Annotated in this window: 31 protein-coding genes and 1 tRNA gene; 17 read left to right on the top strand and 15 right to left on the bottom strand. The window is 71.2% G+C overall.

Annotated features, from left to right (window positions below):
- Positions 1 to 31: 31 nt before the first annotated feature.
- Positions 32 to 337 carry a hypothetical protein gene (locus PYR91_RS08880; protein ID WP_279778845.1) on the bottom strand — a complete coding sequence of 102 codons (306 nt, stop codon included), beginning with the start codon at positions 335 to 337 and terminating at the stop codon, positions 32 to 34.
- 249 nt (positions 338 to 586) lie between these two features.
- On the opposite strand from PYR91_RS08880, the gene rpsF reads away from it, so the two are divergent.
- The 4 genes from rpsF to rplI all read left to right on the top strand — a co-directional run bounded on the left by rpsF (position 587) and on the right by rplI (position 2315).
- Positions 587 to 877 carry a 30S ribosomal protein S6 gene (rpsF, locus tag PYR91_RS08875; RefSeq protein WP_279778844.1) on the top strand — a complete coding sequence of 97 codons (291 nt, stop codon included), beginning with the start codon at positions 587 to 589 and terminating at the stop codon, positions 875 to 877.
- Between the two features lie 101 nt (positions 878 to 978).
- The gene (locus PYR91_RS08870; protein WP_279778842.1) at positions 979 to 1530 is read left to right on the top strand and encodes a single-stranded DNA-binding protein; all 552 of its coding nucleotides are present in this window, start codon (positions 979 to 981) and stop codon (positions 1528 to 1530) included.
- An 85-nt stretch (positions 1531 to 1615) separates the two neighbouring features.
- Positions 1616 to 1852, top strand: a complete 237-nt coding sequence (gene rpsR, locus PYR91_RS08865; RefSeq protein WP_061256131.1) for a 30S ribosomal protein S18 — start codon at positions 1616 to 1618, stop codon at positions 1850 to 1852.
- 16 nt (positions 1853 to 1868) lie between these two features.
- Positions 1869 to 2315 carry a 50S ribosomal protein L9 gene (rplI, locus tag PYR91_RS08860; RefSeq protein WP_279778833.1) on the top strand — a complete coding sequence of 149 codons (447 nt, stop codon included), beginning with the start codon at positions 1869 to 1871 and terminating at the stop codon, positions 2313 to 2315.
- 119 nt (positions 2316 to 2434) lie between these two features.
- Here the strand turns inward: rplI and PYR91_RS08855 are convergent, their stop codons facing one another.
- Positions 2435 to 3745, bottom strand: coding sequence for an MATE family efflux transporter (locus PYR91_RS08855; protein WP_279778832.1), 1311 nt, complete (start codon positions 3743 to 3745; stop codon positions 2435 to 2437).
- A gap of 301 nt (positions 3746 to 4046) precedes the next feature.
- On the opposite strand from PYR91_RS08855, the gene dnaB reads away from it, so the two are divergent.
- The 3 genes from dnaB to soxR all read left to right on the top strand — a co-directional run bounded on the left by dnaB (position 4047) and on the right by soxR (position 7360).
- Entirely contained in the window at positions 4047 to 5402 is a 1356-nt protein-coding gene (gene dnaB, locus PYR91_RS08850) for a replicative DNA helicase (RefSeq protein WP_279778831.1), read from the top strand.
- Positions 5403 to 5484: 82 nt separating this feature from the next.
- A complete protein-coding gene (locus PYR91_RS08845) occupies positions 5485 to 6492 on the top strand; it encodes a phosphotransferase (protein ID WP_279778829.1) in 1008 nt (335 codons plus the stop codon).
- Between the two features lie 298 nt (positions 6493 to 6790).
- On the top strand, positions 6791 to 7360 hold the full coding sequence (soxR, locus tag PYR91_RS08840; RefSeq protein ID WP_279778827.1) for a redox-sensitive transcriptional activator SoxR: 570 nt from the start codon (positions 6791 to 6793) through the stop codon (positions 7358 to 7360).
- On the opposite strand, the gene PYR91_RS08835 is transcribed toward soxR, so the two are convergent.
- From PYR91_RS08835 to PYR91_RS08825, 3 genes are all read right to left on the bottom strand, one after another.
- Entirely contained in the window at positions 7294 to 8187 is an 894-nt protein-coding gene (locus PYR91_RS08835) for a helix-turn-helix transcriptional regulator (RefSeq protein ID WP_279778825.1), read from the bottom strand. The genes soxR and PYR91_RS08835 overlap by 67 nt on opposite strands.
- Positions 8188 to 8325: 138 nt before the next feature.
- Positions 8326 to 9123, bottom strand: coding sequence for an ABC transporter permease (locus PYR91_RS08830; RefSeq protein ID WP_279778824.1), 798 nt, complete (start codon positions 9121 to 9123; stop codon positions 8326 to 8328).
- Positions 9120 to 10046 (bottom strand): ABC transporter ATP-binding protein, encoded by a 927-nt coding sequence (locus tag PYR91_RS08825; protein ID WP_279778822.1) that lies wholly within the window; start codon positions 10044 to 10046, stop codon positions 9120 to 9122. Before PYR91_RS08825 ends, PYR91_RS08830 begins: the two co-directional genes overlap by 4 nt.
- A 133-nt stretch (positions 10047 to 10179) precedes the next feature.
- Between PYR91_RS08825 and PYR91_RS08820 the strand changes: the two genes are divergently transcribed.
- From PYR91_RS08820 to dnaN, 3 genes are all read left to right on the top strand, one after another.
- A complete protein-coding gene (locus PYR91_RS08820) occupies positions 10180 to 11682 on the top strand; it encodes a sensor histidine kinase (protein WP_279778820.1) in 1503 nt (500 codons plus the stop codon).
- A complete protein-coding gene (locus PYR91_RS08815) occupies positions 11679 to 12332 on the top strand; it encodes a response regulator transcription factor (RefSeq protein ID WP_279778818.1) in 654 nt (217 codons plus the stop codon). Before PYR91_RS08820 ends, PYR91_RS08815 begins: the two co-directional genes overlap by 4 nt.
- Before the next feature lie 104 nt (positions 12333 to 12436).
- The gene (gene dnaN / locus PYR91_RS08810) at positions 12437 to 13531 is read left to right on the top strand and encodes a DNA polymerase III subunit beta (protein WP_279778816.1); all 1095 of its coding nucleotides are present in this window, start codon (positions 12437 to 12439) and stop codon (positions 13529 to 13531) included.
- A gap of 34 nt (positions 13532 to 13565) precedes the next feature.
- Here the strand turns inward: dnaN and PYR91_RS08805 are convergent, their stop codons facing one another.
- From PYR91_RS08805 to upp, 6 genes are all read right to left on the bottom strand, one after another.
- Positions 13566 to 14255: an FCD domain-containing protein gene (locus PYR91_RS08805; protein ID WP_279778814.1), complete on the bottom strand. Its 690-nt coding sequence runs from the start codon at positions 14253 to 14255 to the stop codon at positions 13566 to 13568.
- 105 nt (positions 14256 to 14360) lie between these two features.
- Complete coding sequence (locus PYR91_RS08800; RefSeq protein ID WP_279778812.1) at positions 14361 to 15698, bottom strand: helix-turn-helix transcriptional regulator; 1338 nt, start codon at positions 15696 to 15698, stop codon at positions 14361 to 14363.
- 132 nt (positions 15699 to 15830) lie between these two features.
- Positions 15831 to 16358 (bottom strand): PH domain-containing protein, encoded by a 528-nt coding sequence (locus PYR91_RS08795; RefSeq protein WP_279778810.1) that lies wholly within the window; start codon positions 16356 to 16358, stop codon positions 15831 to 15833.
- On the bottom strand, positions 16355 to 16513 hold the full coding sequence (locus tag PYR91_RS08790; RefSeq protein WP_279778809.1) for a hypothetical protein: 159 nt from the start codon (positions 16511 to 16513) through the stop codon (positions 16355 to 16357). Before PYR91_RS08790 ends, PYR91_RS08795 begins: the two co-directional genes overlap by 4 nt.
- 119 nt (positions 16514 to 16632) lie before the next feature.
- The gene (locus PYR91_RS08785; protein WP_279778807.1) at positions 16633 to 16848 is read right to left on the bottom strand and encodes a hypothetical protein; all 216 of its coding nucleotides are present in this window, start codon (positions 16846 to 16848) and stop codon (positions 16633 to 16635) included.
- Positions 16849 to 16980: 132 nt separating this feature from the next.
- Positions 16981 to 17619 carry a uracil phosphoribosyltransferase gene (upp, locus tag PYR91_RS08780; protein WP_279778805.1) on the bottom strand — a complete coding sequence of 213 codons (639 nt, stop codon included), beginning with the start codon at positions 17617 to 17619 and terminating at the stop codon, positions 16981 to 16983.
- Positions 17620 to 17797: 178 nt separating this feature from the next.
- Between upp and PYR91_RS08775 the strand changes: the two genes are divergently transcribed.
- The 5 genes from PYR91_RS08775 (at position 17798) to PYR91_RS08755 (ending at position 20296) form a co-directional block, all read left to right on the top strand.
- Entirely contained in the window at positions 17798 to 18286 is a 489-nt protein-coding gene (locus PYR91_RS08775) for a tRNA adenosine deaminase-associated protein (RefSeq protein ID WP_279778803.1), read from the top strand.
- Between the two features lie 16 nt (positions 18287 to 18302).
- Positions 18303 to 18794: a tRNA adenosine deaminase-associated protein gene (locus tag PYR91_RS08770; RefSeq protein WP_279778801.1), complete on the top strand. Its 492-nt coding sequence runs from the start codon at positions 18303 to 18305 to the stop codon at positions 18792 to 18794.
- A 57-nt stretch (positions 18795 to 18851) separates the two neighbouring features.
- Entirely contained in the window at positions 18852 to 19319 is a 468-nt protein-coding gene (gene tadA / locus PYR91_RS08765) for a tRNA adenosine(34) deaminase TadA (RefSeq protein ID WP_279778799.1), read from the top strand.
- Between the two features lie 71 nt (positions 19320 to 19390).
- A tRNA-Ser gene (locus PYR91_RS08760) sits at positions 19391 to 19480 on the top strand.
- A 360-nt stretch (positions 19481 to 19840) separates the two neighbouring features.
- A complete protein-coding gene (locus tag PYR91_RS08755) occupies positions 19841 to 20296 on the top strand; it encodes a hypothetical protein (RefSeq protein ID WP_279778797.1) in 456 nt (151 codons plus the stop codon).
- A 50-nt stretch (positions 20297 to 20346) separates the two neighbouring features.
- Here PYR91_RS08755 and PYR91_RS08750 read toward each other — a convergent pair whose 3' ends face one another.
- A complete protein-coding gene (locus PYR91_RS08750; RefSeq protein ID WP_279778795.1) occupies positions 20347 to 20868 on the bottom strand; it encodes an N-acetyltransferase in 522 nt (173 codons plus the stop codon).
- Positions 20869 to 21226: 358 nt separating this feature from the next.
- Here PYR91_RS08750 and PYR91_RS08745 point away from each other — a divergent pair, with 358 nt between their 5' ends.
- On the top strand, positions 21227 to 21541 hold the full coding sequence (locus PYR91_RS08745; protein ID WP_279778793.1) for a hypothetical protein: 315 nt from the start codon (positions 21227 to 21229) through the stop codon (positions 21539 to 21541).
- A gap of 72 nt (positions 21542 to 21613) precedes the next feature.
- On the opposite strand, the gene PYR91_RS08740 is transcribed toward PYR91_RS08745, so the two are convergent.
- The 3 genes from PYR91_RS08740 to PYR91_RS08730 all read right to left on the bottom strand — a co-directional run bounded on the left by PYR91_RS08740 (position 21614) and on the right by PYR91_RS08730 (position 23897).
- Complete coding sequence (locus PYR91_RS08740) at positions 21614 to 22495, bottom strand: hypothetical protein (protein ID WP_279778791.1); 882 nt, start codon at positions 22493 to 22495, stop codon at positions 21614 to 21616.
- 144 nt (positions 22496 to 22639) lie between these two features.
- Positions 22640 to 22951: a type II toxin-antitoxin system VapB family antitoxin gene (locus PYR91_RS08735; protein ID WP_279778790.1), complete on the bottom strand. Its 312-nt coding sequence runs from the start codon at positions 22949 to 22951 to the stop codon at positions 22640 to 22642.
- Positions 22952 to 23018: 67 nt separating this feature from the next.
- On the bottom strand, positions 23019 to 23897 hold the full coding sequence (locus PYR91_RS08730) for a neutral zinc metallopeptidase (protein ID WP_279778788.1): 879 nt from the start codon (positions 23895 to 23897) through the stop codon (positions 23019 to 23021).
- A gap of 236 nt (positions 23898 to 24133) precedes the next feature.
- Here PYR91_RS08730 and PYR91_RS08725 point away from each other — a divergent pair, with 236 nt between their 5' ends.
- Positions 24134 to 24385: a hypothetical protein gene (locus PYR91_RS08725; RefSeq protein ID WP_279778786.1), complete on the top strand. Its 252-nt coding sequence runs from the start codon at positions 24134 to 24136 to the stop codon at positions 24383 to 24385.
- Positions 24386 to 24452: the final 67 nt, after the last annotated feature.

Below are 24452 nucleotides of genomic sequence, written 5' to 3'. Positions count from 1 at the left end.
CCCGGCCTTCCGCGCGGCGCGTGAGCGCCGGCTACGGGAGGAACCCGCCGTGGGACACCCCGGTCAGCACGCCGACGAACGACATCACCATGCCCACGACGTTGACCGAGCGCTCGGCCGTCGTGGCGGAGAAGTACTGGGAGACGAGGCCGACCAGGAAGCCGGCCACACCCGCCCAGGAGGCGACGACGTGCGCGCTGACGATGAAGCCGCACACGAACGCCACCAGGCCGAGGCCCAGCACGGTCAGCGACAGCGCGTTCTCCACCGGATGCCTGCGGCCGTCGGTGTTGAGCCGGAGAGCCCTCATGGTGGCGGGGCCCAGGGCGCGTGGCATGGCGGCCACCCCCCCTCTTCTGCGCGGTTCGTGCGCTTCTTCCTCGCCCATGACGTTCCCCTTACGGCCTGTGGACAATCGCGTACGGGCGGCGTGAGCTCCCTGGTAGACTGCGTGGGCTGCGCCGGTCACGCGCGTGTTCCGCACCGCGCTCGCGCCGCCTCCGAAGGTGTTCGCGAAGGCGTCAGCGTCCTCCTGTCACGGCATGGTGTCGTGACCGCAAGAGTCCAGAGGAGGTTGGAAGTCCGCATGCGTCGTTACGAAGTGATGGTCATCCTCGACCCGTCCCTCGATGAGCGCACGGTCGTTCCCTCGCTCGACCAGTTCCTCGGCGTCATCCGCAACGACGGTGGCACCGTGGAGAAGGTCGACGTCTGGGGACGTCGCCGGCTGGCCTACGACATCATCAAGAAGTCCGAGGGCATCTACGCCGTCATCGACATCACCGCCGCCCCCGCGACGGTCAAGGAGCTGGACCGCCAGCTCAACCTGAACGAGGGAATCCTGCGCACCAAGGTGCTGCGTCCCGACATGCACTGAGCGGGCTCCGGGTCGAGCCGAAGCCCGGCTTTTGTCGGGCGGTGGCCGTACTCTGAGGCGCGACAGGCTGCGCAGATACACCCAGAAGGCGAGAGCGACCGATGGCAGCAGGCGACACTACGATCACTATCGTCGGCAACCTTGTCGACGACCCGGAGCTGCGTTTCACCCCCTCGGGGCAGGCCGTGGCCCGGTTCCGCATCGCGTCCACTCCGCGGTTCATGGACCGTCAGACCAACGAGTGGAAGGACGGCGAGAGCCTCTTCCTTACCTGCAACGTGTGGCGCCAGGCGGCCGAGAACGTCGCCGAGAGCCTCCAGCGCGGCATGCGGGTCATCGTCCAGGGTCGGCTCAAGCAGCGGTCGTACGAGACCAAGGAAGGCGAGAAGCGCACCGTCTACGAGGTCGAGGCCGATGAGGTCGGCCCGTCCCTCCGCAACGCCACCTGCAAGGTCAACAAGACCTCGCGCCAGGGCGGCGGCGGTGGCGGCGGGTTCGGCGGCGGCGACGACCCGTGGGCGTCCGCCACGCCCGCGCCGCCCGGTGGGGGCGGCTTCGGCGGCGGCGGTGGCGGTGGCGGCTACAACCAGGGCGGCGGCTACGGCGGCTCCCAGGCCGGCGGCGGCGACCTCAGCGACGAACCGCCTTTCTGACCCACGCCTTCCCAGCACCACATCCAACCGGTAACCGACCGACCATTCCCGCGTGAGGCGGGGCTCTCTTAGGAGGAGCACCACGATGGCGAAGCCGGCACTGCGCAAGCCCAAGAAAAAGGTTTGCCTGTTCTGCCACGACAAGATCTCTTACGTCGACTACAAGGACACGGCGCTGCTGCGGAAGTTCATCTCCGACCGCGGCAAGATCCGTGCCCGCCGGGTGACGGGCAACTGCACCCAGCACCAGCGCGACGTGGCCACCGCGATCAAGAATGCCCGTGAGATGGCGCTGCTGCCGTACACGAGCACCGCGCGCTGAAAGGAGGCTCCGAGATATGAAACTCATTCTGACCACCGAGGTCTCGGGCCTCGGCACCCCCGGCGACATCGTCGAGGTCAAGGACGGCTACGGCCGCAACTACCTCATCCCGCGCGGGTTCGCCCTGCGCTGGACCCGCGGCGGCGAGAAGCAGATCGACTCGATCAAGAAGGCGCGCGACGCCCGCGAGATCCGCGATCTCGACACCGCCAAGGCGGTCGCCGGGCGGCTCGGCGCGCTCCGCGTGACGCTGCGCACCCGCGCCGGTGACTCCGGCCGCCTGTTCGGCTCGGTGACCACCGGCGACATCGCCGACGCCGTCAAGGCCGCCGGCGGTCCCGCGCTCGACCGCCGCCGCATCGAGATCAACAACGCGATCAAGAGCGTCGGCTCGCACCGCGTCTCCGTCCGCCTGCACCCGGACGTCTCGGCCAACCTCGATGTCGAGGTCGTCGGTTCCTGACGTCCCGCACGACGGCTGACAAGGGCCCCTTCCCCCGGCGGGGAAGGGGCCCTTCGTCTTCCCGGCACAGGCCCGCCGGGCGCGCGGGCCCGGCGCCCCTCTCGCGCGGCCCGGCGCGCTCAGCCGCCGGTCACGAGCCAGGCGCGTCCGTGGGCCCGCAGGCCGAGGGTGACGAACCGGGCGGCCATCCACACGCCGAGCGCCCACCACAGCGCCACCAGGCCGCCGCCGAGGTGGACGGCGAGCAGCGCGGCGGGCAGGTACACGACCGTCGTCAGGGCGGAGGCCCAGGCGAGGTAGCGCCGGTCGCCCGCCCCGATCAGCACGCCGTCCAGGACGAAGACCACGCCCGCCAGGGGCTGTAGCAGCGCGACCACCAACAGCACCGACGTGAGGTGCGCGCCCACCACGGGATCGGCGCCGAACAGGCCGGGCACGACCGGCCGCAGCAGCAGGAGCGCCGCGCCCAGCACGATGCCGTACCCGACGCCCCAGACGACCATCGTCCTGGTGGCGGCACGGGTGCGCCGGACGTCGCCGGCGCCGAGCGCGTGCCCGGTGATCGCCTGCCCGGCGATGGCGATCGCGTCCAGGGCGAAGGCCATCAGGGTCCAGATCTGGGTGGCGATCGCGTGCGCGGCCAACTGGGCGACGCCCATGCGGGTGGCGGCGACGGTCGCGACCAGGAGCACGACGCGCAGGCAGATCGTCCGGACCAGCAGGGCGAAGCCGGCCGTGCCGGACGCCTTGACGCCCGCCGGGTCGGGCCGTATCGGCACCCGGTGCTTCCGGGCGGCCCGGTAGGCCACGAGCAGGTAGACCGCGGCGCCCAGCCCCTGGGCGATGACGGTGCCCCACGCGGATCCGGCGATGCCCCACCCCGCGACCAGGACGAACAGGTAGTTCAGCACGGCGTTGAGCGCGAAGGAGCCGATGGACACCACCAGGGGCGTCACCGTGTCCTGCAGCCCGCGCAGGATGCCCGTCCCGGCCAGGATGACCAGCAGGGCGGGCAGGCCCAGCAGGCTGATGCGCAGGTAGGTGACGGCCTGGTCCGCGACGTCCGGCGAGGCGCCGAACAGCTCGACGATGCCCGGCGCGAGCGGCCAGCAGACCGCGATGAGCGCGACGCCGAGCCCGAGGGCCAGCCACAGCCCGTCGACACCCTGTTTCACCGCCCGGGCCAGGTCGCCGGCCCCCGCCTGGCGCGCCACGGCCGCCGTCGTGCCGTAGGCGAGGAAGACGCAGATGTTCACCACGGTGGTGAGCGCGGCGCCGGCGACGCCCAGCGCGCCGACGGAGGAGGTGCCCAGGCGTCCGACGATGGCGTAGTCCACCAGGATGAAGAGCGGCTCGGCCACCAGCGCGCCGAACGCGGGCACGGCGAGGCGGAGGATCTCCCGGCTGCCGACGCGGGACGTAAGAGTCACTTGTCCATTTTGGGCATTACGCGGCCCTGTGGACGCCGGGCCGCGGCCGTGTCGCGCGTGTCACGTCGACTTTCTTTCCTCCACAGGCAGTGGATGTCGTTTCCCCTGCTCAGTAGGGGCTGTGTGGATACCGGTACAGGTTATCCACAGTGTTGTCCCCAGCGTTCCCACATGCCGGGGCGAGAACTGCACACGTTATCCACAACGTTGTCGACAGGGCACGTTGCCGGTTCGTTCAGAACCGGCGAGACTGTCACCCCGGCCACCGCGGGGGTGGGCGCATGGGGAGAGAGGGGCCACGGTGAGCAGCGAAGTGGCCCCGGCCTTCGAAGCCCCGTTCGAGCGCACCCCGCCCTCCAACATCGAGGCCGAGCAGTCGGTGCTGGGCGGCATGCTGCTGTCCAAGGACGCCATCGCCGACGTCGTCGAGGTGGTGCGCGCCGACGACTTCTACCGGCCCGCGCACCAGATCATCTACGACGCCATCCTCGATCTCTACGGCAGGGGCGAGCCGGCCGACGCCGTCACCATCTTCGGCGAGCTGTCCAAGCGCGGCGAGATCGCCCGCGTCGGCGGCGGCGCCTACGTCCACACCCTGACCGCCGTCGTCCCCACCGCCGCCAACGCCGGTTACTACGCCAAGATCGTGCGCGAGCAGGCCATCCTGCGGCGTCTCATCGAGGCCGGCACGCGCATCGTCTCCTACGGATACGGCGGCCAGAACGAAGAGGTCGACGAGCTGGTCGACCGCGCCCAGGCCGAGATCTACGCGGTCACCGAGCGCCGCACCAGCGAGGACTACCGCCCCCTGTCGGAGATCATGCCCGGCGCCCTCGACGAGATCGAGGCGATCGGCAGCCGCAGCGGCCAGATGGTCGGCGTCCCCACCGGCTTCCAAGACCTGGACGCCCTGATGAACGGCCTCCACCCCGGCCAGATGATCGTCGTCGCCGCCCGCCCGGCCATTGGAAAAAGCACCCTTGGGTTGGATTTCGCCAGGTCTGCGGCGATTAAGAACCATATGACGACCGTCGTGTTCTCGCTGGAGATGTCGCGCAACGAGATCACGATGCGGCTGCTCTCGGCCGAGGCGCGGGTGGCCCTGCACACCATGCGGTCGGGCACGATGAACGACGAAGACTGGACCCGCCTGGCGCGGCGCATGAGCGAGGTGGCGGAGGCGCCGCTGTTCATCGACGACTCGCCCAACATGTCGATGATGGAGATCCGCGCCAAGTGCCGCCGGCTGAAGCAGCGGCACGACCTGCGGTTCGTCATCGTCGACTACCTGCAGCTCATGAGCTCCCCCAAGCGCACCGAGAGCCGCCAGCAGGAGGTCTCCGAGATCTCCCGGGCGCTCAAGCTGCTGGCCAAGGAGCTGGAGGTGCCGGTCATCGCGATCTCCCAGCTCAACCGCGGCCCCGAGCAGCGCACCGACAAGCGCCCCCAGGTGTCCGACCTTCGGGAGTCCGGGTCGATCGAGCAGGACGCCGACGTCGTGATCCTCCTGCACAGGGAGGACGCCTACGAGCGGGAGTCGCCCCGGGCGGGTGAGGCCGACCTCATCGTGGCCAAGCACCGCAACGGCCCTACCGCCACGGTGACCGTCGCCTTCCAGGGCCACTACAGCCGCTTCGTCGACATGGCCCCGCACTGAGCCGGACGTTCGTGTGGGGTCCGCGCTTTGATGCGCCTATAACCGGTTGCGCGCCGGTCTGGGCATGCCGCCAGAATTGCGCGTGAGCGCGCCCGCCGATCGCGAGTTCCTGCCACGGCTGCTTGCAGCGTGGGGTTTCCCCCCGGGCACGACGATCATCCGAGCCGAGCAGGGAACCAACAACCAGACGTTCATGCTCCGCCAGGCGGACCTCCGATTCGTGCTCCAGGTCAGCCGGTCCCTGTCCGCCGCGCAGGTGGACGCCGAGCACCGGATCTTGCGGTGGCTACGGCAGGCCGGACTTCCCTTCCGGGTGCCTGAGCCAGTCGCCACGCTCAGCGGGGACACGGTGATCGAGACCGCGGCCGGGCCCGCGACCGTCTGCCGGTGGATCCCCGGCGTGCGGCCCGACCTCACGGGCCAGACGGCACTCGAGCGCTTCGGCCGGGCGGCCGGGCTGCTCGGCGAGGCGATGCTGGGCGTGCCGCCAGAAGACGGGCTGGGGCACTGGCGCGGTAATCCTCTGACGCACCCGGCCGTGCCGCACGTTGGCGCCCTCTGCCGTCGGCTGCGCGCCGCCGGGATCAGCGCGGAGCGGGTCGCCCGTCTCGACGCCGGGGCGCGCCGCGTCGAGCAGGAGTGGCTCGCGGGCGGCGGCGCGCTGCCGACCCAGGTCATCCACGGTGACCTGGCGGCCTCGAACGTGCTGGTCGACGAGGACACCGGAGAGGTGAGCGGGCTGCTTGACTTCGAGTTCGCCGGGGTCGGCTTCCTGGTCCAGGACGTGACGGCGGCGCTGTTCTACAGCGGGGCCTTGGAGACGCGCGACTGGCGACTCCGCACGGCGGCGTTTCTCCGGGGGTACGCCTCGGTCCGCCCGCTGGACGCCGCCGAGGCCGACGCGCTGCCCCGGTTGCTCCTCGCCCGGGCCGTCGGTAGCGCTCTGTCGCGAGGGGGCCGCTGGCTGAACGGGAAGGCAGAGCTCGGCGAGGTCGCCGACCGGATCCGTAAGCTGGAGGACACGACCCGCTGGCTCGACGCCAACGGCGGGAGGCTCCGGTCACTCGCGACCGCCGGCGGGCACCGGTGATCCTGACGGGCGGCTGGCGCGAGCCCACGAAGGGGCTCGGTACCTCCATATTTGCGCGGGTCAGAGAGTTCAAGATCCGCTCACGGCCGGAATCCCGTCATCTCGGCTGACCCCGATGACTTCTGCGTGCATCAGCTTCGCTGAGCCGCATGGCTTGTCCGTGGATCAGCACACGAACTCGCTCCCATCCCGCGCCCTGCCCTGTGGTGCCGGCCGATAAGCACCCGGCATGCCGGCGCCCGCATCGCGGCCTCAAGTAATGTTGAGGTCAACGCGACGAGACGGGGGCATGCCGGCGATGGACCAGACCTTTCGCGGGGCGATGGAGCTGAGTGTCGGAGAGCTCGCCGAGCGCAGCGGCGTGTCGGTGTCGGCGCTGCACTTCTACGAGCGGCAGGGCCTCATCAGCAGTCGCCGCACCGCGGGCAACCAGCGGCGCTACCGCCGCGACATGCTGCGGCGGGTGGCGCTGATCCGCATGGCGCAGCGGGTCGGCATCCCGCTGGCCGACGTCGGCGCGGTCCTCGCGCTCTTCCCGCCCGACCACGTGCCCACGCGCGCCGACTGGCAGCGCATGTCGGAGTGCTGGCGCAAGGAGCTCGACGAGCGCATCCGGCGGCTCCAGCAGATCCGCGACGAGTTCACCGACTGCATCGGGTGCGGGTGCATGTCGATCGACCGCTGCCCGCTGATCAACCCCGGCGACGTGCTGGGCAGGCAGGGCCCCGGCCCCCGCCGCCTGGTCGGCTCCGGCCGGCCGGCCACCGGCGAGGCCGGCGCGCGTGAGCCGGACGTCTGCGGTCAGCCGTCCGGGGACGGCGCGGCGGTGCCCGCCGGCTGCCGCGGCGGCGTGCCCGCCGAAGCCTGATCGGCCCCCGCCGGCGGTGCGCTCCGGCCCTGGCCGGCGGCGGTGAGGATCTCGGCGGTGCGGCGGTCGGCGGGGAGGAACGACTCGATGGCCAGCTCGGCCAGCGTGACGTCCAGCGGCGTGCCGAACGTCGCGATCGTACTGAGGAAGGCCAGCTCCCGCCCTTCGTACCGCAGGCGTAGCGGCACCGCGATCTCCCCGGGCCCGGGGAGGTCGACGTGCGGCTCGGGCTGCTCGCACGGGTAGGAGCGCAGCTCCTCCTCCAGCGCCTCCAGCCCGGCGTCGGCGGTGAACGCGATCTGGCGGCGCAGCCGCGCCAGCAGGTGCCCGCGCCACTCGCCGAGGTTGACGATGTGCGGCGCCAGCCCTCGGGGGTGCAGGCCGGCCCGCAGGACGTTGACCGGCGCCGCGAGCAGGCTCGGGTCGACGAGCCCGGTGAACAGCGACAGGCTGGCGTTGGCGTCCACCAGGTTCCAGTGCCCGTCCACGACGAGCGCCGGGTACGGGTCGTGCCCGGTGAGCACCTGGCGGAGCGCCCCGCGCACGGCCGCCATCGCCGGGGCGTCCAGGGTGCTCTCGGGGTACACCGGCGCGTATCCGGCGGCCAGGAGCAGGCGGTTGCGCTCGCGCAGCGGCAGCCGGAGCTGCTCGGCCAGGCGTAGCACCATCTCCCGGCTGGGGTTGGAGCGGCCGGTCTCCAGGAAGCTGAGGTGACGCGCGGAGATGTCGGCCTGGATGGCGAGGTCGAGCTGGCTGATGCGCCGCTGCTCGCGCCACCGCCGCAGGAGTTCGCCCACCGGCCGGCGGGGAAGCGCCGTGGTCGTCATGGGTCTGAGGCTATTCGGCGGCCGGGCGCACGGCGATTACGCCGGAGGTAGGCGGGCGTGCTCCCCGCCGGGTAGCGAACGCCCGCCCCGGCGGGCCGGGTGCGACCGCCCCCGCGGATCGCGCCGGCCCGTACCGGCTCACTCCCAGCGGAACAGCCGGGCCGCGACGAGGGCCGCCACCGCCGTCCACGCCACCAGGACCGCGAGGTGGAGCACCTGCGGGGTGCCGCCCAACCAGGCGTCCCGCATGGCCTGCCCGAACGCCCCGGTCGGGGTGAAGTCGCTCACCGTGCGCAGAGCCTCGGGCATCAGCTCCCGCGGCAGCCACATGCCGGCGAAGAACAGCAGCGGGAACAGCACGGCGGCCCCGATCCCGCCCGCCACGCGGCTGTTGGGCACCACCGCCGCCACGCACAGGCCGAGGACGAACAGCGCGCACACGCCCAGCGTGAACGCCACGGCGAACCACACCGGCCGTTCGGGCACCCGCGTGCCGAGCACCAGGTTGCCCAGCCCGATGGTGACCACCACGGCCACGACCGCCGTGGTCAGGTTGACCAGGAGCTGGGCGGCCAGCAGCCGGACGGGGGACAGCGGGGTCGCCGACAGCCTGCGCAGGATGCCGCGCTCGCGGTACGTCGCCAGCGCCGCCGGGATCGCGCTGAACGCCGACGTCCCCACCGAGAGCAGGATCATCATGGCGGGCAGGTGGCTGTCCACCACCCGCTCGCCGCCGCGCGCGGGGTCGGGCTCCTGGAAGCCGGGGATCGCGCTGCCCAGGATGAGCAGCAGGCCGACCGGCAGCAGGATCGTGAAGAACAACGCCGCCGGCTCCCGCAGGTACAGCTTGAACTCCATGAGCGTCAGCTTGCGCGTGCCCGCCCACCGGCCTCCGGCGACGCGGGGGGTCGCGGGCGAGGTGTCTGTCGTCGTCATCGGGTGTGCTCCAGGGGGGCGTCGCCGGCCGGGGGGCCGGTCAGGGCGAGGAACGCGTCGTCCAGCGTGGCCTGCTCCGTCCGGAGCCCGAGGGGCGTGATCCGGCGGGCGGCCAGGGCGGTGACCACGGCGAGCAGGACGCCGTCGGTGCCGGTGACGGTGAAGTGACCGGCCTCGTGGGTCACCGTGCGCACCTCGGGAAGGGACCGGAGGACCCCGTCGGCCTCGGGCGCGGCGCGGAAGGTCAACCGCTGCTCGTCGTCGACGCGGGCGACCAGGCCGGCCGGCGAGTCGATCGCCGCCACGCGTCCCCGGTGGATCACGGCGACCCGGTCGCACAGCCGCTCGGCCTCCTCCATGAAGTGGGTGACCAGGACGATCGTGACGCCGCGCGCCTTGACCAGCTCCACCAGCTCCCAGGTGTCGCGGCGCGCCTGCGGGTCCAGCCCCGTGGTCAGTTCGTCCAGGATCGCGACGCGCGGCGAGCCGACGAGCGCGAGGGCGATCGACAGCCGCTGGCGCTGGCCGCCGGAGAGCTTGGCGAAGGGGGTGTCGCGCTTGGGGCCGAGGCCGACCTCCTCCAGCAGCGCCCGCCAGTCGGCCGGCCGCTCGTAGAACGACGCGTAGAGTTCCAGCGCCTCCCCGGCCTTCATCTTGTCGGGCAGGGTGCAGTCCTGGAGCTGCACGCCCACCCGCTCACGTATGCGCTCGCGGTCCTTACGCGGGTCGAGGCCCGTGATGGTGATCGCGCCGCCGTCGGCGGTCCGCATGCCGGAGACGCATTCGACCGTCGTGGTCTTGCCGGCGCCGTTGCGGCCGACGATCCCGAAGATCTCGCCCTCTCGCACGCTGAACGACACGTCCTCGACCGCCACCTGGGTGCCGTACCGCTTGCGCAGCCCGGTGACTTCGATGATTTCCATGACCATCACGGTAGGAACGGGGTGGTGGCTCGGGAATGAGGCTGGTTGCCCACCGGAGGTGTACCTGAGTACACCTCCCGCCCGGCAGATACGGCCATTCCGAGCGCCGCCCGGGTGCTCCAGACTGAGCGGTATGGCTTCCAGGACGCTCATCGGTCTCGCCCGGTGTCTCGCGCTGCTCGGGATGGCGGTGCTGGGACTGCTCACGGCCCTGCCGGTGGTGACGATGATCGCGCTCAGCTTCGGTCTCGGCGCGGTCTTCCTGTTCCCGTCGGCCGTCCGCATGACCCGAGGGCACGCCCAGCGGGCCCGGCTGCTGGCCCTCGGGTGGACGGGGGTGGAGATCCCGCCGCCGTACCGGCCCGAGCCGCCCATGCCGCTGCCCGGCCGGGACGGCTGGTACCACCACGCGGGGCAGCGCTACCGCACGGCGCTGGTCCCGCTCCACAACCAGAACCTCAGCTGGATGATCAAAGACCCCGCCACCTGGCGCGACCTGCTGTGGCTGCTCGCCGACCCGGTGATCGGCGGCGTGATCGCCGCGGCGCCGCCGGCCATGGTGGGCGGCGGCGCGGTGCTGGTGGCGAGCTGGCATCCGCTGCTGATGGCGGCCGGTGTTCTGTTGATGGTCGCCGGTATGCTGCTGGCGCCCTGGGCGGTGCGCGTCCACGCCATGTGGACGAGCCTGCTGCTCGCCCCCACGCACCGGGCGCGGCTGACCAACGAGGTCCGCCACCTCACCAGGTCGCGCATGGACGCCAACGACGCCCAGGCGGCGGAGCTGCGGCGCATCGAGCGCGACCTGCACGACGGCGCGCAGGCGCGGCTGGTGGCCATGGGCATGACCCTGGGCGCGGCGGAGGAGCTCATGGAGAGCGACCCGAAGGCGGCGAAGGCCCTGCTCGCCAAGGTGCGCGAGGCGTCGGCCGAGTCGCTGGTCGAGCTGCGCAGGCTCGTGCGCGGGATCCACCCCCCGTTGCTGGCCGAGCGCGGGCTCGGTGACGCCGTCCGGGCGCTCGCGCTCGACAGCCCGTTGCGGGTGGAGGTCGCCGTCGACCTGGAAGGCCGCGCCGACGCCCCGGTCGAGTCCGCCACGTACTTCGCCGTCAGCGAGCTGCTGGCGAACGCGGCCAGGCACGGAGACGCCCAGCACGTCACGGTGGATCTCAGCCGACGGGGCAAGGCCCTGCGCGTCACCGTCGTCGACGACGGCCGGGGCGGGGCCGACCCCACGCGGGGCACCGGGCTGCGCGGCATCGAACGGCGGCTGGCGGCTTTCGACGGCGTCCTCGCGCTGAACAGCCCGCCCGGCGGGCCGACCACGGCGACGATCGAGATCCCGGACGCCCTGCCCGGCGCGGGCGAGCGCCTGGAAGAGGACGTGCCGCCGTGGAAGAAGACGGTGACCACCGTCTGCTGGTCGCTGTGCTGGCTCCCGCTGTTCCCGCAGGGGCTGGTCACCGCGGTCGTCAAGGTCACCGGCGGCGAGCGGAGCTGGTTCCTCGGCATGCACGTGCCGGGGCCCTACCAGTGGCCGGTGATCATCGGCATGATCACGCTCGGTCTCGGCATGCTGGGCACCGGCCTCTACGTCCACCGCAACCGGCACGGGCACGGCCTGAGGCCCGCCCGATGAGGGTGGTGCTCGCCGAGGATCTCTACCTGCTGCGCGACGGCCTGGTGCACCTGCTCCGCGCGCACGGGTTCGAGATCGTCGCGGCGGTCGAGTCGGGGCCCGAGCTGCTCGCCGCGCTGCTCGGCGAACGCCCCGAGGTGGCGGTCGTGGACGTGCGCCTGCCGCCCACGTTCACCGACGAGGGGCTGCAGGCGGCGCTGACGGCCCGGCGCGCCGTCCCCGGGCTGCCGGTGCTGGTCCTCTCCCAGCACGTGGAGCAGCTCTACGCCAGGGAACTGCTCGCCGACGGCACCGGCGGGGTCGGCTACCTGCTCAAGGACCGTGTGCTCAACTCCGGCCAGTTCGTCGACGCCGTGCGCCGGGTGGCGGCGGGCGGCACGGCCATGGATCCCGACGTCATCGCCAAGCTGCTGGCCAGCAACGCCCGCAGCGAGCCGCTCGGCAGGCTGACGCCGCGCGAGCGCGAGGTGCTGGAGCTGATGGCCGAGGGCAGGTCCAACGCCGCCATCGCACAGCGCCTGTACCTGAGCGAGAGCGCCGTGGCCAAGCACACGGCCGGCATCTTCGCCAAGCTCGACCTGGCGGTCTCCGACGACGACAACCGCCGCGTGCTCGCCGTGCTCGCCTACCTGAACGGCACCCGGGCCTAGCGGTTCGCCGCCCGCGAACCCCTCCCCGTCCGCGCCGGGCCGCCAAATGTCCCACCCACGCGTTACCTTTCTGGGGACGGACGTTTCGAAGGGGATGGATCAGCGTGAAGTTCCAGGTGAACCGCGATGTCCTGGCCGACGCGGTGGCGTGGAGCGCGCGGGCGCTCCCGGGCCGTCCCGCGGTGCCCGCTCTCAGCGGCATCCTGCTGGAGGCGCTCGACGACAGCCTTGTGCTGTCGGTGTTCGACTACGACGTCTCCGCCCGCGCCACGGTCGACGCCGACGTCGCCGAGCCGGGCAAGGCGCTCATCCCGGGCCGCCTGCTCGCCGAGATCACCAAGAGCCTGCCCGCCGAGCCGGTCGAGATCGTCACGTCCGACTCCGAGGCCGTCCTCACCTGCGGAAGCGCCGAGTTCGGTCTGCTCACCATGCCGGTCGCCGACTTCCCCACCCTGCCCGCCCTGCCGGCGACGGCCGGCGCGGTCGGCGGGGGCGTCTTCGCCTCGGCCGTCGGTCAGGTGGCCCCGGCGGCGAGCCGCGACGAGGCGCTGCCGATGCTCACCGGCGTGCGCATGGACATCGACGGCGTCAACGTCTCCATGGCCGCCACCGACCGCTACCGCATCGCCGCGCGCGACTTCCTCTGGCACCCCGAGAACGAGGGTCTCAAGGCCGGCGTGATGGTGCCGGCGCGGGTGATGGCCGAGGTGGCGCGTTCCCTGCGCGCGGGCGAGGTGTCGATCGGCTTCGGCGACGGCATCGCCGGGTTCATGTGCGCGGGGCGGGCCACGACGGTGCGCCTGCTCGACGACCAGTTCATCGACTACCGCTCGCGGCTGGTGGACGACTGGCCGATCCGCGCCGGGGTCCAGGTCGCGCCGTTCGTGGAGGCCGTGAAGCGGGTGGCGCTGGTCGCCGAGCGCAACACCGCGATCCGGCTGTCGTTCACCCAGGGGCAGGTGCTGGTGCAGGCGGGCGGCGGCGTCATCGGCCGCGGCGCCGAGGCGCTGGCCGCCGAGCTTGAGGGGGGCGACATCCAGATCGCCTTCCAGCCGCACTACCTGCTCGACGGCCTCGCGGGCGTGGAGACCGAGACGGCCTGCCTGAACATGGCCTCGCCAACCCGGCCCGTGCTGGTCACCGACGACGCCGCCGACCCGGCGTTCCGCTACCTGGTGATGTCGCTGCGCCTCAACTGACCCTCGCGTGGCCCGCCCGGCCGGGCGGGGCCCGTCAGTCGAGAATGGCCTGGCTGTCGGAGAGCGCGATGGCGATGTGCTCCATGCACGCGTGGCCGGCCCGCTCGGCCGCGGCGGCGTCGCCGGAGGCGATGGCGCGCGCGATGGAGTCGTGGGGGATGTGGCCGTTCTCCAGGGGCGCGCCGGCGGCGGCGATGCTGGCGCGCAACGCGGCCGAGAAGTCCTTGTAGAGCTCGATCAGCACCCGGTTGTGGGTGGCTTCCACGACCGCGATGTGGAAGGCCAGGTCGGCCTCGACGAAGGCGTCGACCTCCGCCTCGATCCATGCCTGCTCGCGGCGGCGCAGGGCCGCCTCGATCAGCTCGATGTCGCCCTCGGTGCGGCGTACGGCCGCCAGCTTGGCGGCCTCGACCTCGAGCGCCCGCCGCACCTCGAGGATCTCCAGGTGCTCGGCGGCGCGCAGACGGCGCGCCATCGCCCCGGAGAGCTCGCTCGTGGCGCGCACGTATGTGCCGTCGCCCTGGCGGCACTCCAGCAGACCGGCGTGGGTGAGCGCGCGCACGGCCTCACGGACGGTGTTGCGGCCCACCCCGAGATGCTCGGCCAGCACGGTCTCTGTGGGGATCTTGGCATGCATGCGCCAGGACCCGGAGGTGATCTGCTCCTTCAACTGCTCGATCACCTGGTCGACGAGGGAAGCCCGCTGCGCCGTACGCAGACTCACCGTCTGCCTCCTCCGAGGTAACCAATCATCCTACGAGTCAATGACTGGTTGACCTTAGTTATTCCCGTGCCTCCGCGCCAAATCCGGAGCCGCCGGGATGGAGGCCTACCGAGCGACCACCGCGGAGGTCACGGCACCGGCGACGGTCGACCTGACCCCGACCGCTTCGAGTGCCTTACGATACGCCCCCGTCTGCTCGTCGCGACGACCGGCCCTGCCCCACAGATCGCCCAGCTCGCGCCAGACGCGGGCGACCTCGCGGTCGCGCAGCGCCCCGTTGCGCGGGGCCGTCGCCAGCAGCGCGCCGGCACGCCGCAGCGTGAGCGACTGGTCGGAGTCAGACCGTGCCAGCCCCGCCTCGGCCAGCACCAGGTGCGCCGAGGCCGCGACGGACGTCGAGCCGTCGGGGAGCACGTCGAGCGCGTTCCTGCCGAACGTCTCGGCGCCGGCGTGGTCGCCGGACTTCAGGCGTAGGTGAGCCAGCACGAGCAGGCTTCGCGCGTGGTCGACCGCGTCGGCCGGCACGAGGGAGAAGACCTGGGTCGCGCGGGAGACGAGGTCGCCCACCCGCTCGGGATCGTTCCCACGCAGAGGCACGGAGATCTCGGCCCAGCGCATCGCGATGCGCGCCATTCGGACGGCGATCCGCGCGGGCCGGCCGGCGGACAGGGCGTCGTCGGCGAAGCGCACCGCGAGCGCGGAGTCCTCGCCTTCGGCCGCCGTGACGCTGGCCTGCCACAGGGAGAGGATCTCCGTGGTGCGGTCGGCGGGCACCGGGACGCCGGTGGAGGCGAGCACCTCCTCGACGTACGGCAGGCCGATCTCGGCCTCCGCCAGCGCGGCGGCCAGGTCGACCGCGACGTCGCCGTGGACCACCGACAGCTCGGAGATGTGCTCGAGAGCACCGGCTCCGAGGTCGCGAGCGCGGAGCGTGTCGCCGGCCCGCTGGTAGCAGCGGCACAGCGCCACGATCAGCGGGATGTCGGCGAGCCGCTCGGGATGCGCGGCGGCCTCGCGGCGCAGCCGCTCGTACGCCTCGACGGCGCTGCCGATCTTGCCCTGGGCCTCCAGGGCTCGCGCGCGCCCGAGCCGGGCGTGCGCCGCGAGCAGCGCGTTGTCCTCGCCCGCCGCTTTGACGATGTCGCCGAAGCGGTCGGCGGCGAGCGCCGGGTCTCCGTGGTAGAGCTCCAACTCGGCGTGCCGCAACCCGAGCTCGGTGTCGATGCGCTGGCGCGGCTCGATCCCGTGCAGGAGGAACTCGGTGGTGCAGCCTAGGCGCTCCGCGAGCAGGCGGGCGACCACCGGCGTCGGCGTGCGTTTGCCGGACTCGATGAGTGAGACATAACTGTCGGAGAGGTCTGGTCCGGCCAACTGAGCCTGAGACATGCGCCTACTCAGTCGCAGTCCGCGGACGCGGTCACCGATGGTTCCCTGACTCGGCATGTGATCTCTTAAGGCGGGGAAGTGGTCAATGGTCTCGCCATGATGGCACGAAGCAGCCGAATCGGGTATACCCACGTCAAGAATCCCGAAGGGAAACTGTGTCTCACCCCTCGGGATTCTGGACGAATGTGACTAATCGTCGTCGTCAGATCCCGGAAAGAGCATCTGGCAGACCTCGAGGTACAGGGTCTCGGGATAAGGAATGTAGGGGACCGTCGACAGGGCCTGGTCTTGGCCGGCCGACTCCAGCACGAACTCGCCGTAGCCGAGAACACGGCCGAGCAGGGAACGCTGGAAGCTCATGTCGGTGACCTTGCCGAGGGGCATCATGTCGACCCGGCGGGTGATCAGCCCTGTCGTCAGGATCATGCGCTTGGAGGTCACCACGAAGTAGTCGACCGACCACTCCGCCACTTTCCACACGAAACGGATCAATAGCAGCAGCCAGGCCCACCAGACGATGACCAGGGCTTGGGAGCCCTGGTTCGCACCGAGCCACCTGCTCAGCAATCCGGCCAGGATCAGGCCGCCGAAAACCTCGGCGACCGGCCGTAACAGCACGGCCGGGTGGCGCCGCACCATGATGACCTGGTGTTCGTGGGGGAGAAGGTAGCGGTTGACCGACGACGGAGCGGAGTCCCCGTGGGTCACAAGCCTCATGTGAGTCTCGTGAAGAATACCGCCAGCGAATCCGCCGCGTTGACCACGGTGTTCATCGCTCCCTGGACCGCGCTGGCCGCGTCAGCCGGTCTGGTGAACAGGTAGAAAGCCACAAAAGCGATGGCCGCGTACGTTAGAACCTTCTTGACCTGCACTGCCGCCTCCGATTACCACTCACCCACTGCACCCACCGTATACATTACCCAGCCGGGTGGCCGGGTAAAGCGCATCGAGACCCCACAGTCAGACTTATGGGGTCCGGATGTCCGTCGCGTCACCCTTGCTCGGTCGCGACCGCGGCCAGCACCTGCAGGTGCTTTCGCGCGATGCGCTCCACCAGACTCGGGTACGCGAAACCGGTGACCTCCATCGCCCCGTGGTGAGCGGCCTCGATGCACCGCGTCACCGTGGCGGCGGGGTGGACCCCGGCGAACTCGACCCTCAGCGCGGTCTCGACCTGTGTGTAGGTGTCAGTGTCCGGCTGATTCATTGCTCTCCCAGGTATGCGTCCCCGGTCTGTCGGACCCGGGACACAGATGACATCTTCCTCACTCAGAGTACCCAAGGAAGCACGCTCTGTAACGAAGTGAATGTCATCACCAGGGAGAACGAAGGAAAAGGATCAGACCACGCCGTACAGGCGATCCCCGGCGTCACCGAGCCCCGGCACGATGTAGCCGTGCTCGTTCAGGCGCTCGTCGAGGGCGGCGGTGACCACCCTCACGGGGTTGGTGAAGTCCGCGAACACGGTCTCCATGTGGGCCAGGCCCTCGGGCGCCGCGAGCAGGCAGATGGCGGTGACGTCCTCGGCGCCGCGCCGGAAGAGCAGTTCGACGGCCGCCGCCAGCGTGCCGCCGGTCGCCAGCATGGGGTCCAGGACGTAGCACTGGCGGCCCGAGAGGTCTTCGGGCAGCCGGGTGGCGTACGTCTGCGCCGTCAGCGTGCCCTCGTCGCGGATCATGCCCAGGAAGCCGACCTCGGCCGTGGGCAGCAGGCGGGTCATGCCGTCGAGCATGCCGAGCCCCGCGCGCAGGATCGGCACCACCAGCGGGGCCGGCCGCGCCAGCCGCACCCCGTGCGCCTGGGCCACCGGCGTCGAGACCGTCGCCTCGACGACCCGCACATCCCTGGTCGCCTCGTAGGCCAGCAGGGTCACGAGCTCGTCCGCGAGGCGGCGGAACGTCGGGGAGTCCGTGCGCTCGTCCCTCAGCGCGGTGAGCTTGTGGGCGACCAGCGGATGATCGACGACGAGGGTCTTCATGAAGGTCAACGGTATCTCGTCTGACCTGGTAAACGGTACGAGCGGGGTGGTAACGACCACCAGGCTCTAAGCTGGGCGGGCACACCCGTTTTTGATCACAATTTGCCCGAGCGGCGTACGAGGACCTAGGGATTCTGGGAGCATTGCCACCTGTGAAAACCGCGTCGGTGGAGTGAAGATGACAGACGTTGACGCTCTCGACTTCGCCATCGTGGTCTACCGCGAGGATGACCAGTGGGAAGCCGAGATGCTGCCGGTCGGCCTGACCGCCGACCTGCACGGCCTCATCCACGCTCTGCGCCAACAGCCCAGCATGAGTGCCACGATTGGCCTGGTCGCCGTTGGGGATGACTTCTTCGTGGCATTACGGGTGTTCGGCGACCGTGTCGACCTCTTCCTCTCCGACATCACCGCGGCGTGGGACTGGCCGCTGGCCCAGCAGGTCCTCGAACTCCTTGAAGTCCCCGTGCCCGAGGAGGAGGAGCTCGACATGGTGCTCCCCGCGGGAGACCTGTCGATCTTCTCCGACCTGGGTCTCGACGAGATGGAGCTCGGCGCCCTCTCGGGCGACCTCGAACTCCTTCCCGACGAGGTGCTTTCCAGCATCGCCGCCCGGCTGGGCTTCTCCCAGCCGTTTGAACGTGCCGTCGACGCAGCCCTAGGCTGACATCGGGAGCCCGATCATGCCCTCCAGACCATCACGCAGCGCCCTGTTCGCCGCGGGCTTCGTCCGCACACCCGACGGGTGGCGGGGCGCGGAGGTCGACCTCACCGAAGCCGAGATCGCCGACGACCTCGGCGACGCCGTGCAGGAGGCCCTCGGCCTCGGGGGGGACGAACTGGTCCTGCTCTGCGTGGAGGTCGAGGACGAGTGGTTCGCGATCGTCCGCTACGAGGACGCCGTCGAGCCGCGGGCGTTCCTGTCCGACGCGCACGCGGCGGCCGGCGACCCGCTCGGCGAGCTGTTCAACGAGCTGGCCGCGGTGGTGGTCCCCGAGAAGGAGGCAGAGCTCGGGGTGCGCCCGGCCGGCGACTTCGAGCTGCTCGGCGACCTCGGCGTGAGCCCTGAGGAACTGCTGGAGCTCAGCATGGAGGAAGGCGTCCTGCCGGCAGACACGCTCTCGGTGATCGGCGAGAAGCTCTCCTTCGCCGACGAACTCGACCGTCTGCGCTGAAGCCATGCCCGCCCGCACCCCGTCCTCCGCGGGCACCCCGCCCCTCGCAGGCCGGTGATGACCTCCGGCGCCTCGCCGTACGAGGGCCCGATGCGGCTGGCCCTGGCGCAGGCCGCGCGGGCGGGCGAACGCGGGGAGGTCCCGGTCGGCGCGGTCGTCGTCGGCCCCGAGGGCGACGTCCTGGCCGAGGCCGGCAACGACCGCGAGGGCGCCGCCGACCCCACCGCGCACGCCGAGGTGCTGGCACTGCGCACGGCGGCCCGCGCCCGCGGCGGCTGGCGCCTGGCCGGCTGCACGCTGGTGGTCACCCTGGAGCCCTGCACGATGTGCGCGGGCGCCGCAGTCCTCGCCCGCGTCGACCGCGTCGTCTACGGCGCGGTAGACGAGAAGGCAGGCGCGGCCGGCTCCCTCTGGGACGTACTGCGCGACCGCCGGCTCAACCACCGCCCCGAGGTGGTCATGGGCGTCCTGGCGGCCGACTGCGCCGCCGTACTGAGAGACTTCTTCGCCGACCGCCGCCGGTGATTACCCATTTCTCCGCATATCAGGCACAAGCCGTGCGCGAACGAGGGCGCGCATCCGGTAGGCTGCTCGGCGGTGGAGTCGCCTAGTGGCCGAGGGCGCACGCCTCGAAAGCGTGTGATGGGGCAACCTATCCGTGGGTTCAAATCCCACCTCCACCGCCACTGCCAAGGGCCTCCGACCCGCGAAAAAGGTCGGAGGCCCTTGGCATGTCAAGATCATGGCGGCGCGCTCTCCGCTGCCGGGGCCTGGAGCTCGCCCCGGCCGAGCGGGGGCGGGCCTGGCTCCGCCGCATCGTCCGTCCTCTCCGATCGCGACACCGGCGATGGCGCTAGCGCCCGAGCGTTCCGGGAGGCGTCCCACCCCCGTCCCAGGGGGCGGGGAACGGGGCTGTTGCCGGGGGGGAAGGCGTCCCAGCGTCCCAGCTGGCGCGGAATCGTTGCCGGTGGGCGGGGGCTTCGCCAGCGTTGGGCCTGCCTGAACGCCGGCCAGGAAGGCCGGCGGAGGGCAACTGGAGGATACGAGTGATTAAGACGATCATGTCCACGGTGGGCAGGCTGGCCGCGCTGGGCGCGTCCGCCGCGGCCATCGCGGTGGTGCTGCCCGCTCCGGCCTCCCACGCGGGGCCGAGCTGCACCGCCGGGATCTACTGTTCCCAGACCCGGAACCAGAGCACCCTCGGCGTGCTTGCGATCCGCAACTGGACCTGCTCAAGCGGTACCACGGGGACCGCCAGCACAGGATGTGTCAGCCTCGGCGTCACCGAATGGATCAACCCCGGTTACCGGACCAACGACGGCGAGGACTGGGACGCGTTCCGCGTCGACGCGGGCTACTGCTACAAGGTCCGGTTCACGGTTCCGGGGAAGGACTGGACGGTGAACTTCAACCGGTCGGGCATGTCCACCCCGGTCTACGTCAAGGTCGAGAACTACGGCACGGCCTTCGTCCGCGCGCAGAAGTACGGCTCCTGCCCCTGACCCGAAGCGTGAACGCCGGATCGCACGAGGGCGGTCCGGCGTTCACGGCGTCAGAGGTCGTCGAACGGGGCGGCGTAGGCGAAGGCGCCGCGGATCGTGGGGGTGTAGGACGTCAGGGGGCGTGCCATGAAGGACGGGCCCCACTCTGGTACCGGGGGGGTGATGCCGTAGTCCTCGGCGGGGCGGAACCCGAAGCGCGGGTAGTAGTCGCGGTGGCCGAGGAGGATGACGAGGGGCTCGTCCAACGCGTCGGCGGCTCCGAGGACGGCGTGCATGAGAGCGTGGCCGACGCCGCGCCCCTGGTGGGCGGGCAGGACGCCTAGCGGGCCGAGACCGAGCACGGGGGTGGACCCGGCCGTTGCCCGGGTGCAGACGACGTGACCGGCGACCGCGCCGTCGGGCGTCGTGGCGACCAGCGACAGTGCCGGCAGCCAGGCGTCGCAGGCACGCAGGGCGTCCACCAGGCCCGCCTCGGCAGGGGGGTCGCCGGGCGTGCCGGGCTTGCCGAAGGCGGCGGTGTGGACCTCATGGATCGACGAAATGTCCGCCGGCGACTCACGTCTTATCAACACCCGCTCAGGGTTCCCACCCGGGACCGCCTCGTCAACCGAATAAACCTGAGGACCAGCGGATCGACGCGTGGGCCGAGCGGGGTGGCGGGTCGTTCGCGGCGGCCGGGGAACCCGGCTGAATGGCCATTCTCCTGATTCACGACAATGCGCTGTGAATCAGCCTATAAACCTCCAAGACCCTCCGAATGCCGCAACCAAGGCTTTGCCTCTTCACGGCTGCTCGCTGCATTCCGCCCGGTTAGGGTGAACTTTGTAGTTTCGCGCCGTTTTGCGGTGTCCCGAGTAAACCCGGCCTCCGCGGCGCTCGACCCGCCAGGGCAACACCCCAGGCGTCGGCCACTCGATTCGGAGTGATCTCATGCTCAGACACGCTCTCGCCACCGGTGTTCTGGTGGCTTCCGCCCTTGTCATCCCCGGTGCGCTCACGACGCCGGCCGGCGCGGCGGCCTCCGCCCCCGCCTCGGTGTCCGCGGCGCCCACGAGCCCGGGCGCGGACCTGCAGAACCAGTGCAGGGGAAAGCGGTGCAAGACCAAGCGCGGCGAAAAGAAGCACAAGAAGAACAAGAAACACGGTAGCTCGAAGCACAAGAAGAACAAGAAACACGGCAGCTCGAAGCACAAGAAGAACAAGAAGCACGGGAGTTCGAAGCACAGGAAGCACAGCCGCCGCTAGCGCGGTCATGCCCGCTTCGGTCGCCCCGGGAGGACCTCCTCGCGGGGCGACTCCCGTGCGGGACGCGGCCGGTCAGGGGTCGAGCGTGCTCTCCTCGATGTCCTCCATGCGCCCGTAGAGCACCCGCTCGTTGATCTCCAGGTCGTTGATCAGGCGCAGGGCGGCCATGACGGCCTTGCCCACCAGCTCGTCGCGGGCCTCGCCGTACTCGACCTGGAGCACGACGTTCGGCGAGGGGTCGTCGCCCCCCGCCCGGCGTGGGTCGCGCCAGGCGCCCTCGGCCGCGAACGCGGTGGCGGCGCGCAGGAACGAGGCCACCGCGTGCGCCTTGCCCCGCGGCACCGTGAGGGTCAGCAGCTCGCGCTCGGCGCGGTCGAGCCGGACGCCGTGCTCTTCGCCGCCGAACAGCAAGGCGTGCAGGACGTCCTTGGCCTCCGCCAGCAAGGACTCGCCGCGGGGCGTGCGATGGCGGGGGGCGATGAGCGGACCGCCCTTGCCCGGCGGATCGACCAGGTAGCCCTCGGCTTCGAGCACCTCGCGGCCCAGCGACCGGTAGCGCTCGACGTAGCCCGGCAGGGAGTCGCGGTCGAGGCCCAGGCGGCGCACCCGGGCCGCCCGCGCCGCCCGGTCGTCCTCGGCCCAGCCGGTCGCGGCCTCCCCGGAGGAACCGCCGGGACCGGGCTCGCGGCCGGAGTCCCCGCCGTTCCTCGCCGCGTGGTCGTGGCCGCCCTCGGCGTCGCGGGGCGGCGGGAGGTACAGGCCCTCGCCGGCCGGGCCCCGGGGCACCTGCCGGGGGATGGTGTACGGGGCCTCGTCGGCGCGCAGCACCAGCGCCATCAACTGGTCGACCAGCCACTCGGGGGACTGCTCGCCAAGGCGGATCCGTACGCGCTCGCGAAGCTCCGCGGCGAGTTCCTCACGTACCTGCGCCACGATCTGTGTGACATCTCGCATCGGTGCCCGCCTGACGTTGCGTTCCCGCGGCATGAGCCGTGTCGCCCCCTGCGACTGTCGCAGCTTAGGAAGCGCGGCCCCGGCGGATCAGGCGGACGGACACTCTTTTACCTGGCTCCTTCGCACCCGTGGGCCGGGCCGGGGTCACTCGGACGGCGGCGCGGCGTCGACCTCCAGGACGCGGGCGTGCAGGACCGACCGCTGGTGCAGGGCCGCGCGCAGCGCCCGGTGCAGCCCGTCCTCCAGGTAGAGCTCACCCTGCCACTGGACGACGTGCGGGAACAGGTCTCCGTAGAAGGTCGAGTCCTTCGACAGGAGGGAGTGCAGGTCGAGGACCGCCTTGGTGGTGATCAGCGTCTCGAGCCTGACCTGCCGGGGCGGTATGCGGGCCCATTCGCGGTGCGACAGCCCGTGCTCTGGGTACGGCCGTCCTTCGCCGACTGACTTAAAGATCACGCTATGTAGTTTAGGAGAGTTTTCGAGCTTCGCCGCTGCCGTGGCGGGCGCGCGACGGGCGGCCTGGTCACACCGATCCGGTGAAGGTGTCGCACTGGCGGGGCTCGCCGGACTTGTAGCCGGTGTTGAACCACTTCATGCGCTGGGCGGACGAGCCGTGGGTGAAGGCGTCCTGGTCGACGCGGCCCTGCGACTTCTCCTGGATGCGGTCGTCGCCGACGGCGGCCGCGGCGTCGAGCGCCTCCTGGATCTCCGCTTCGGTGAAGGCCCGCTCGTAGAAGCCGGTCTCCACGGCGTTCTTGGACCAGATGCCCGCGTAACAGTCGGCCTGAAGCTCCAGCCGGACGGAGTCGCTCTCGGCGCCCTGGCTCTGGCCGCGGACGCGGTCCATGGTGCCGAGCAGGTTCTGCACGTGGTGGCCGTACTCGTGGGCGATGACGTACGCCTGCGCGAACGGGCCGCCCTTGGCGCCGAACTTGCTCTGGAGGTCGTCGAAGAAGGTCAGGTCGAGGTAGACCTGCCGGTCGGCCGGGCAGTAGAAGGGCCCCACCTGGGAGGTCGCCTCGCCGCAGTCGGTGCTCACCGCCTGGGAGAACAGGACGGTCTTGGCCGGGCTGTACTGGCCCTGCTCACCCTGGCCGAAGGAGTCGGTCCAGTAGGCCTGGATGCTGTTCACCACGCCGACCACCCGGCAGTTCTCGGACTGGTCGGCGTCCGCCCCCGTCTTGCACTCCTGGCTGAGGTCGGACGACGGCTGCACCGCGGTGGTGTCCCCGCCGCCGCCGCCGGTGATGTCGCCCGGGTTGATGCCGAAGATCAAGGCGGCGATGAGCGCGATGATGCCGGCGGCGCCGCCGCCGATCGCCAGCCCGCCGCCCCGTCTTCCGCCGCTGCCACGGTTCTCGACCTGTGAGCTGTCCAGGCCGACGTTATCCCTGAAGTCCATGGGACCGATTTCCTTCGTCTCGGCGGTGAGAACTCGTGACCCCTCCGCTGCCCCGGAAGTAAACGATCATGCACGTCGCACCGTCCCCGCAGGTCAGAAAACTGGCGAAGGTCGGCTACCGGCAAAACGCGGGTAAAGGGAAGGTCGTGATCGGCCGGTCTCGGGCGCGTGATCATGGCGGGCCGCCCGGGTCTGGGTACTGTCGCTGCTGATCGAGCGATACTCGTGAGACGGGGGTGATCTCGCTGATGCGTCCCGACCTGCCGCCCCCCGCCTACTTCGTCCGAAGCCTCCCGGTGATGCCGCTGCGGGCCTGGATCAAGCTGATGATCGTCTCCCGGGGGCCCCTGGCCGCCGCGATGATCCTCGCCATGGCCGCCGGCGCGGGCATGGCCATCGGCCTGCGTCCCCCCTGTGCGCCGCCCGCCCCGGCGCCGTCCCACCCGGGCCACATCCCGCACCGCGTCCCGCCCCCGCCCGGCCCGTGAGAGGGCGGGGGTGACCTCACCGTGGAGCGGCGGACGAAGACGGCGGGGCGCCCTCGGACCCCGCCGG

The sequence above is a fragment of the Sphaerisporangium sp. TRM90804 genome, assembly GCF_029846175.1.
GTDB lineage: Bacteria > Actinomycetota > Actinomycetes > Streptosporangiales > Streptosporangiaceae > Sphaerisporangium.
Note: the sequence above shows the minus strand (reverse complement) of the source record. Positions and strands in the feature narration are given on the sequence as shown.

Coding starts and splice junctions, on each gene's coding strand:
- PYR91_RS08880 (WP_279778845.1), bottom strand. CDS start 337: ATGCCACGCGCCCTGGGCCCCGCCACCATGAGGGCTCTCCGGCTCAAC.
- rpsF (WP_279778844.1), top strand. CDS start 587: ATGCGTCGTTACGAAGTGATGGTCATCCTCGACCCGTCCCTCGATGAG.
- PYR91_RS08870 (WP_279778842.1), top strand. CDS start 979: ATGGCAGCAGGCGACACTACGATCACTATCGTCGGCAACCTTGTCGAC.
- rpsR (WP_061256131.1), top strand. CDS start 1,616: ATGGCGAAGCCGGCACTGCGCAAGCCCAAGAAAAAGGTTTGCCTGTTC.
- rplI (WP_279778833.1), top strand. CDS start 1,869: ATGAAACTCATTCTGACCACCGAGGTCTCGGGCCTCGGCACCCCCGGC.
- soxR (WP_279778827.1), top strand. CDS start 6,791: ATGGACCAGACCTTTCGCGGGGCGATGGAGCTGAGTGTCGGAGAGCTC.
- PYR91_RS08835 (WP_279778825.1), bottom strand. CDS start 8,187: ATGACGACCACGGCGCTTCCCCGCCGGCCGGTGGGCGAACTCCTGCGG.
- PYR91_RS08830 (WP_279778824.1), bottom strand. CDS start 9,123: ATGACGACGACAGACACCTCGCCCGCGACCCCCCGCGTCGCCGGAGGC.
- PYR91_RS08825 (WP_279778822.1), bottom strand. CDS start 10,046: ATGGAAATCATCGAAGTCACCGGGCTGCGCAAGCGGTACGGCACCCAG.
- PYR91_RS08820 (WP_279778820.1), top strand. CDS start 10,180: ATGGCTTCCAGGACGCTCATCGGTCTCGCCCGGTGTCTCGCGCTGCTC.
- PYR91_RS08815 (WP_279778818.1), top strand. CDS start 11,679: ATGAGGGTGGTGCTCGCCGAGGATCTCTACCTGCTGCGCGACGGCCTG.
- PYR91_RS08800 (WP_279778812.1), bottom strand. CDS start 15,698: ATGCCGAGTCAGGGAACCATCGGTGACCGCGTCCGCGGACTGCGACTG.
- PYR91_RS08795 (WP_279778810.1), bottom strand. CDS start 16,358: ATGAGGCTTGTGACCCACGGGGACTCCGCTCCGTCGTCGGTCAACCGC.
- PYR91_RS08785 (WP_279778807.1), bottom strand. CDS start 16,848: ATGAATCAGCCGGACACTGACACCTACACACAGGTCGAGACCGCGCTG.
- upp (WP_279778805.1), bottom strand. CDS start 17,619: ATGAAGACCCTCGTCGTCGATCATCCGCTGGTCGCCCACAAGCTCACC.
- PYR91_RS08775 (WP_279778803.1), top strand. CDS start 17,798: ATGACAGACGTTGACGCTCTCGACTTCGCCATCGTGGTCTACCGCGAG.
- PYR91_RS08770 (WP_279778801.1), top strand. CDS start 18,303: ATGCCCTCCAGACCATCACGCAGCGCCCTGTTCGCCGCGGGCTTCGTC.
- tadA (WP_279778799.1), top strand. CDS start 18,852: ATGACCTCCGGCGCCTCGCCGTACGAGGGCCCGATGCGGCTGGCCCTG.
- PYR91_RS08745 (WP_279778793.1), top strand. CDS start 21,227: ATGCTCAGACACGCTCTCGCCACCGGTGTTCTGGTGGCTTCCGCCCTT.
- PYR91_RS08740 (WP_279778791.1), bottom strand. CDS start 22,495: ATGCGAGATGTCACACAGATCGTGGCGCAGGTACGTGAGGAACTCGCC.
- PYR91_RS08730 (WP_279778788.1), bottom strand. CDS start 23,897: ATGGACTTCAGGGATAACGTCGGCCTGGACAGCTCACAGGTCGAGAAC.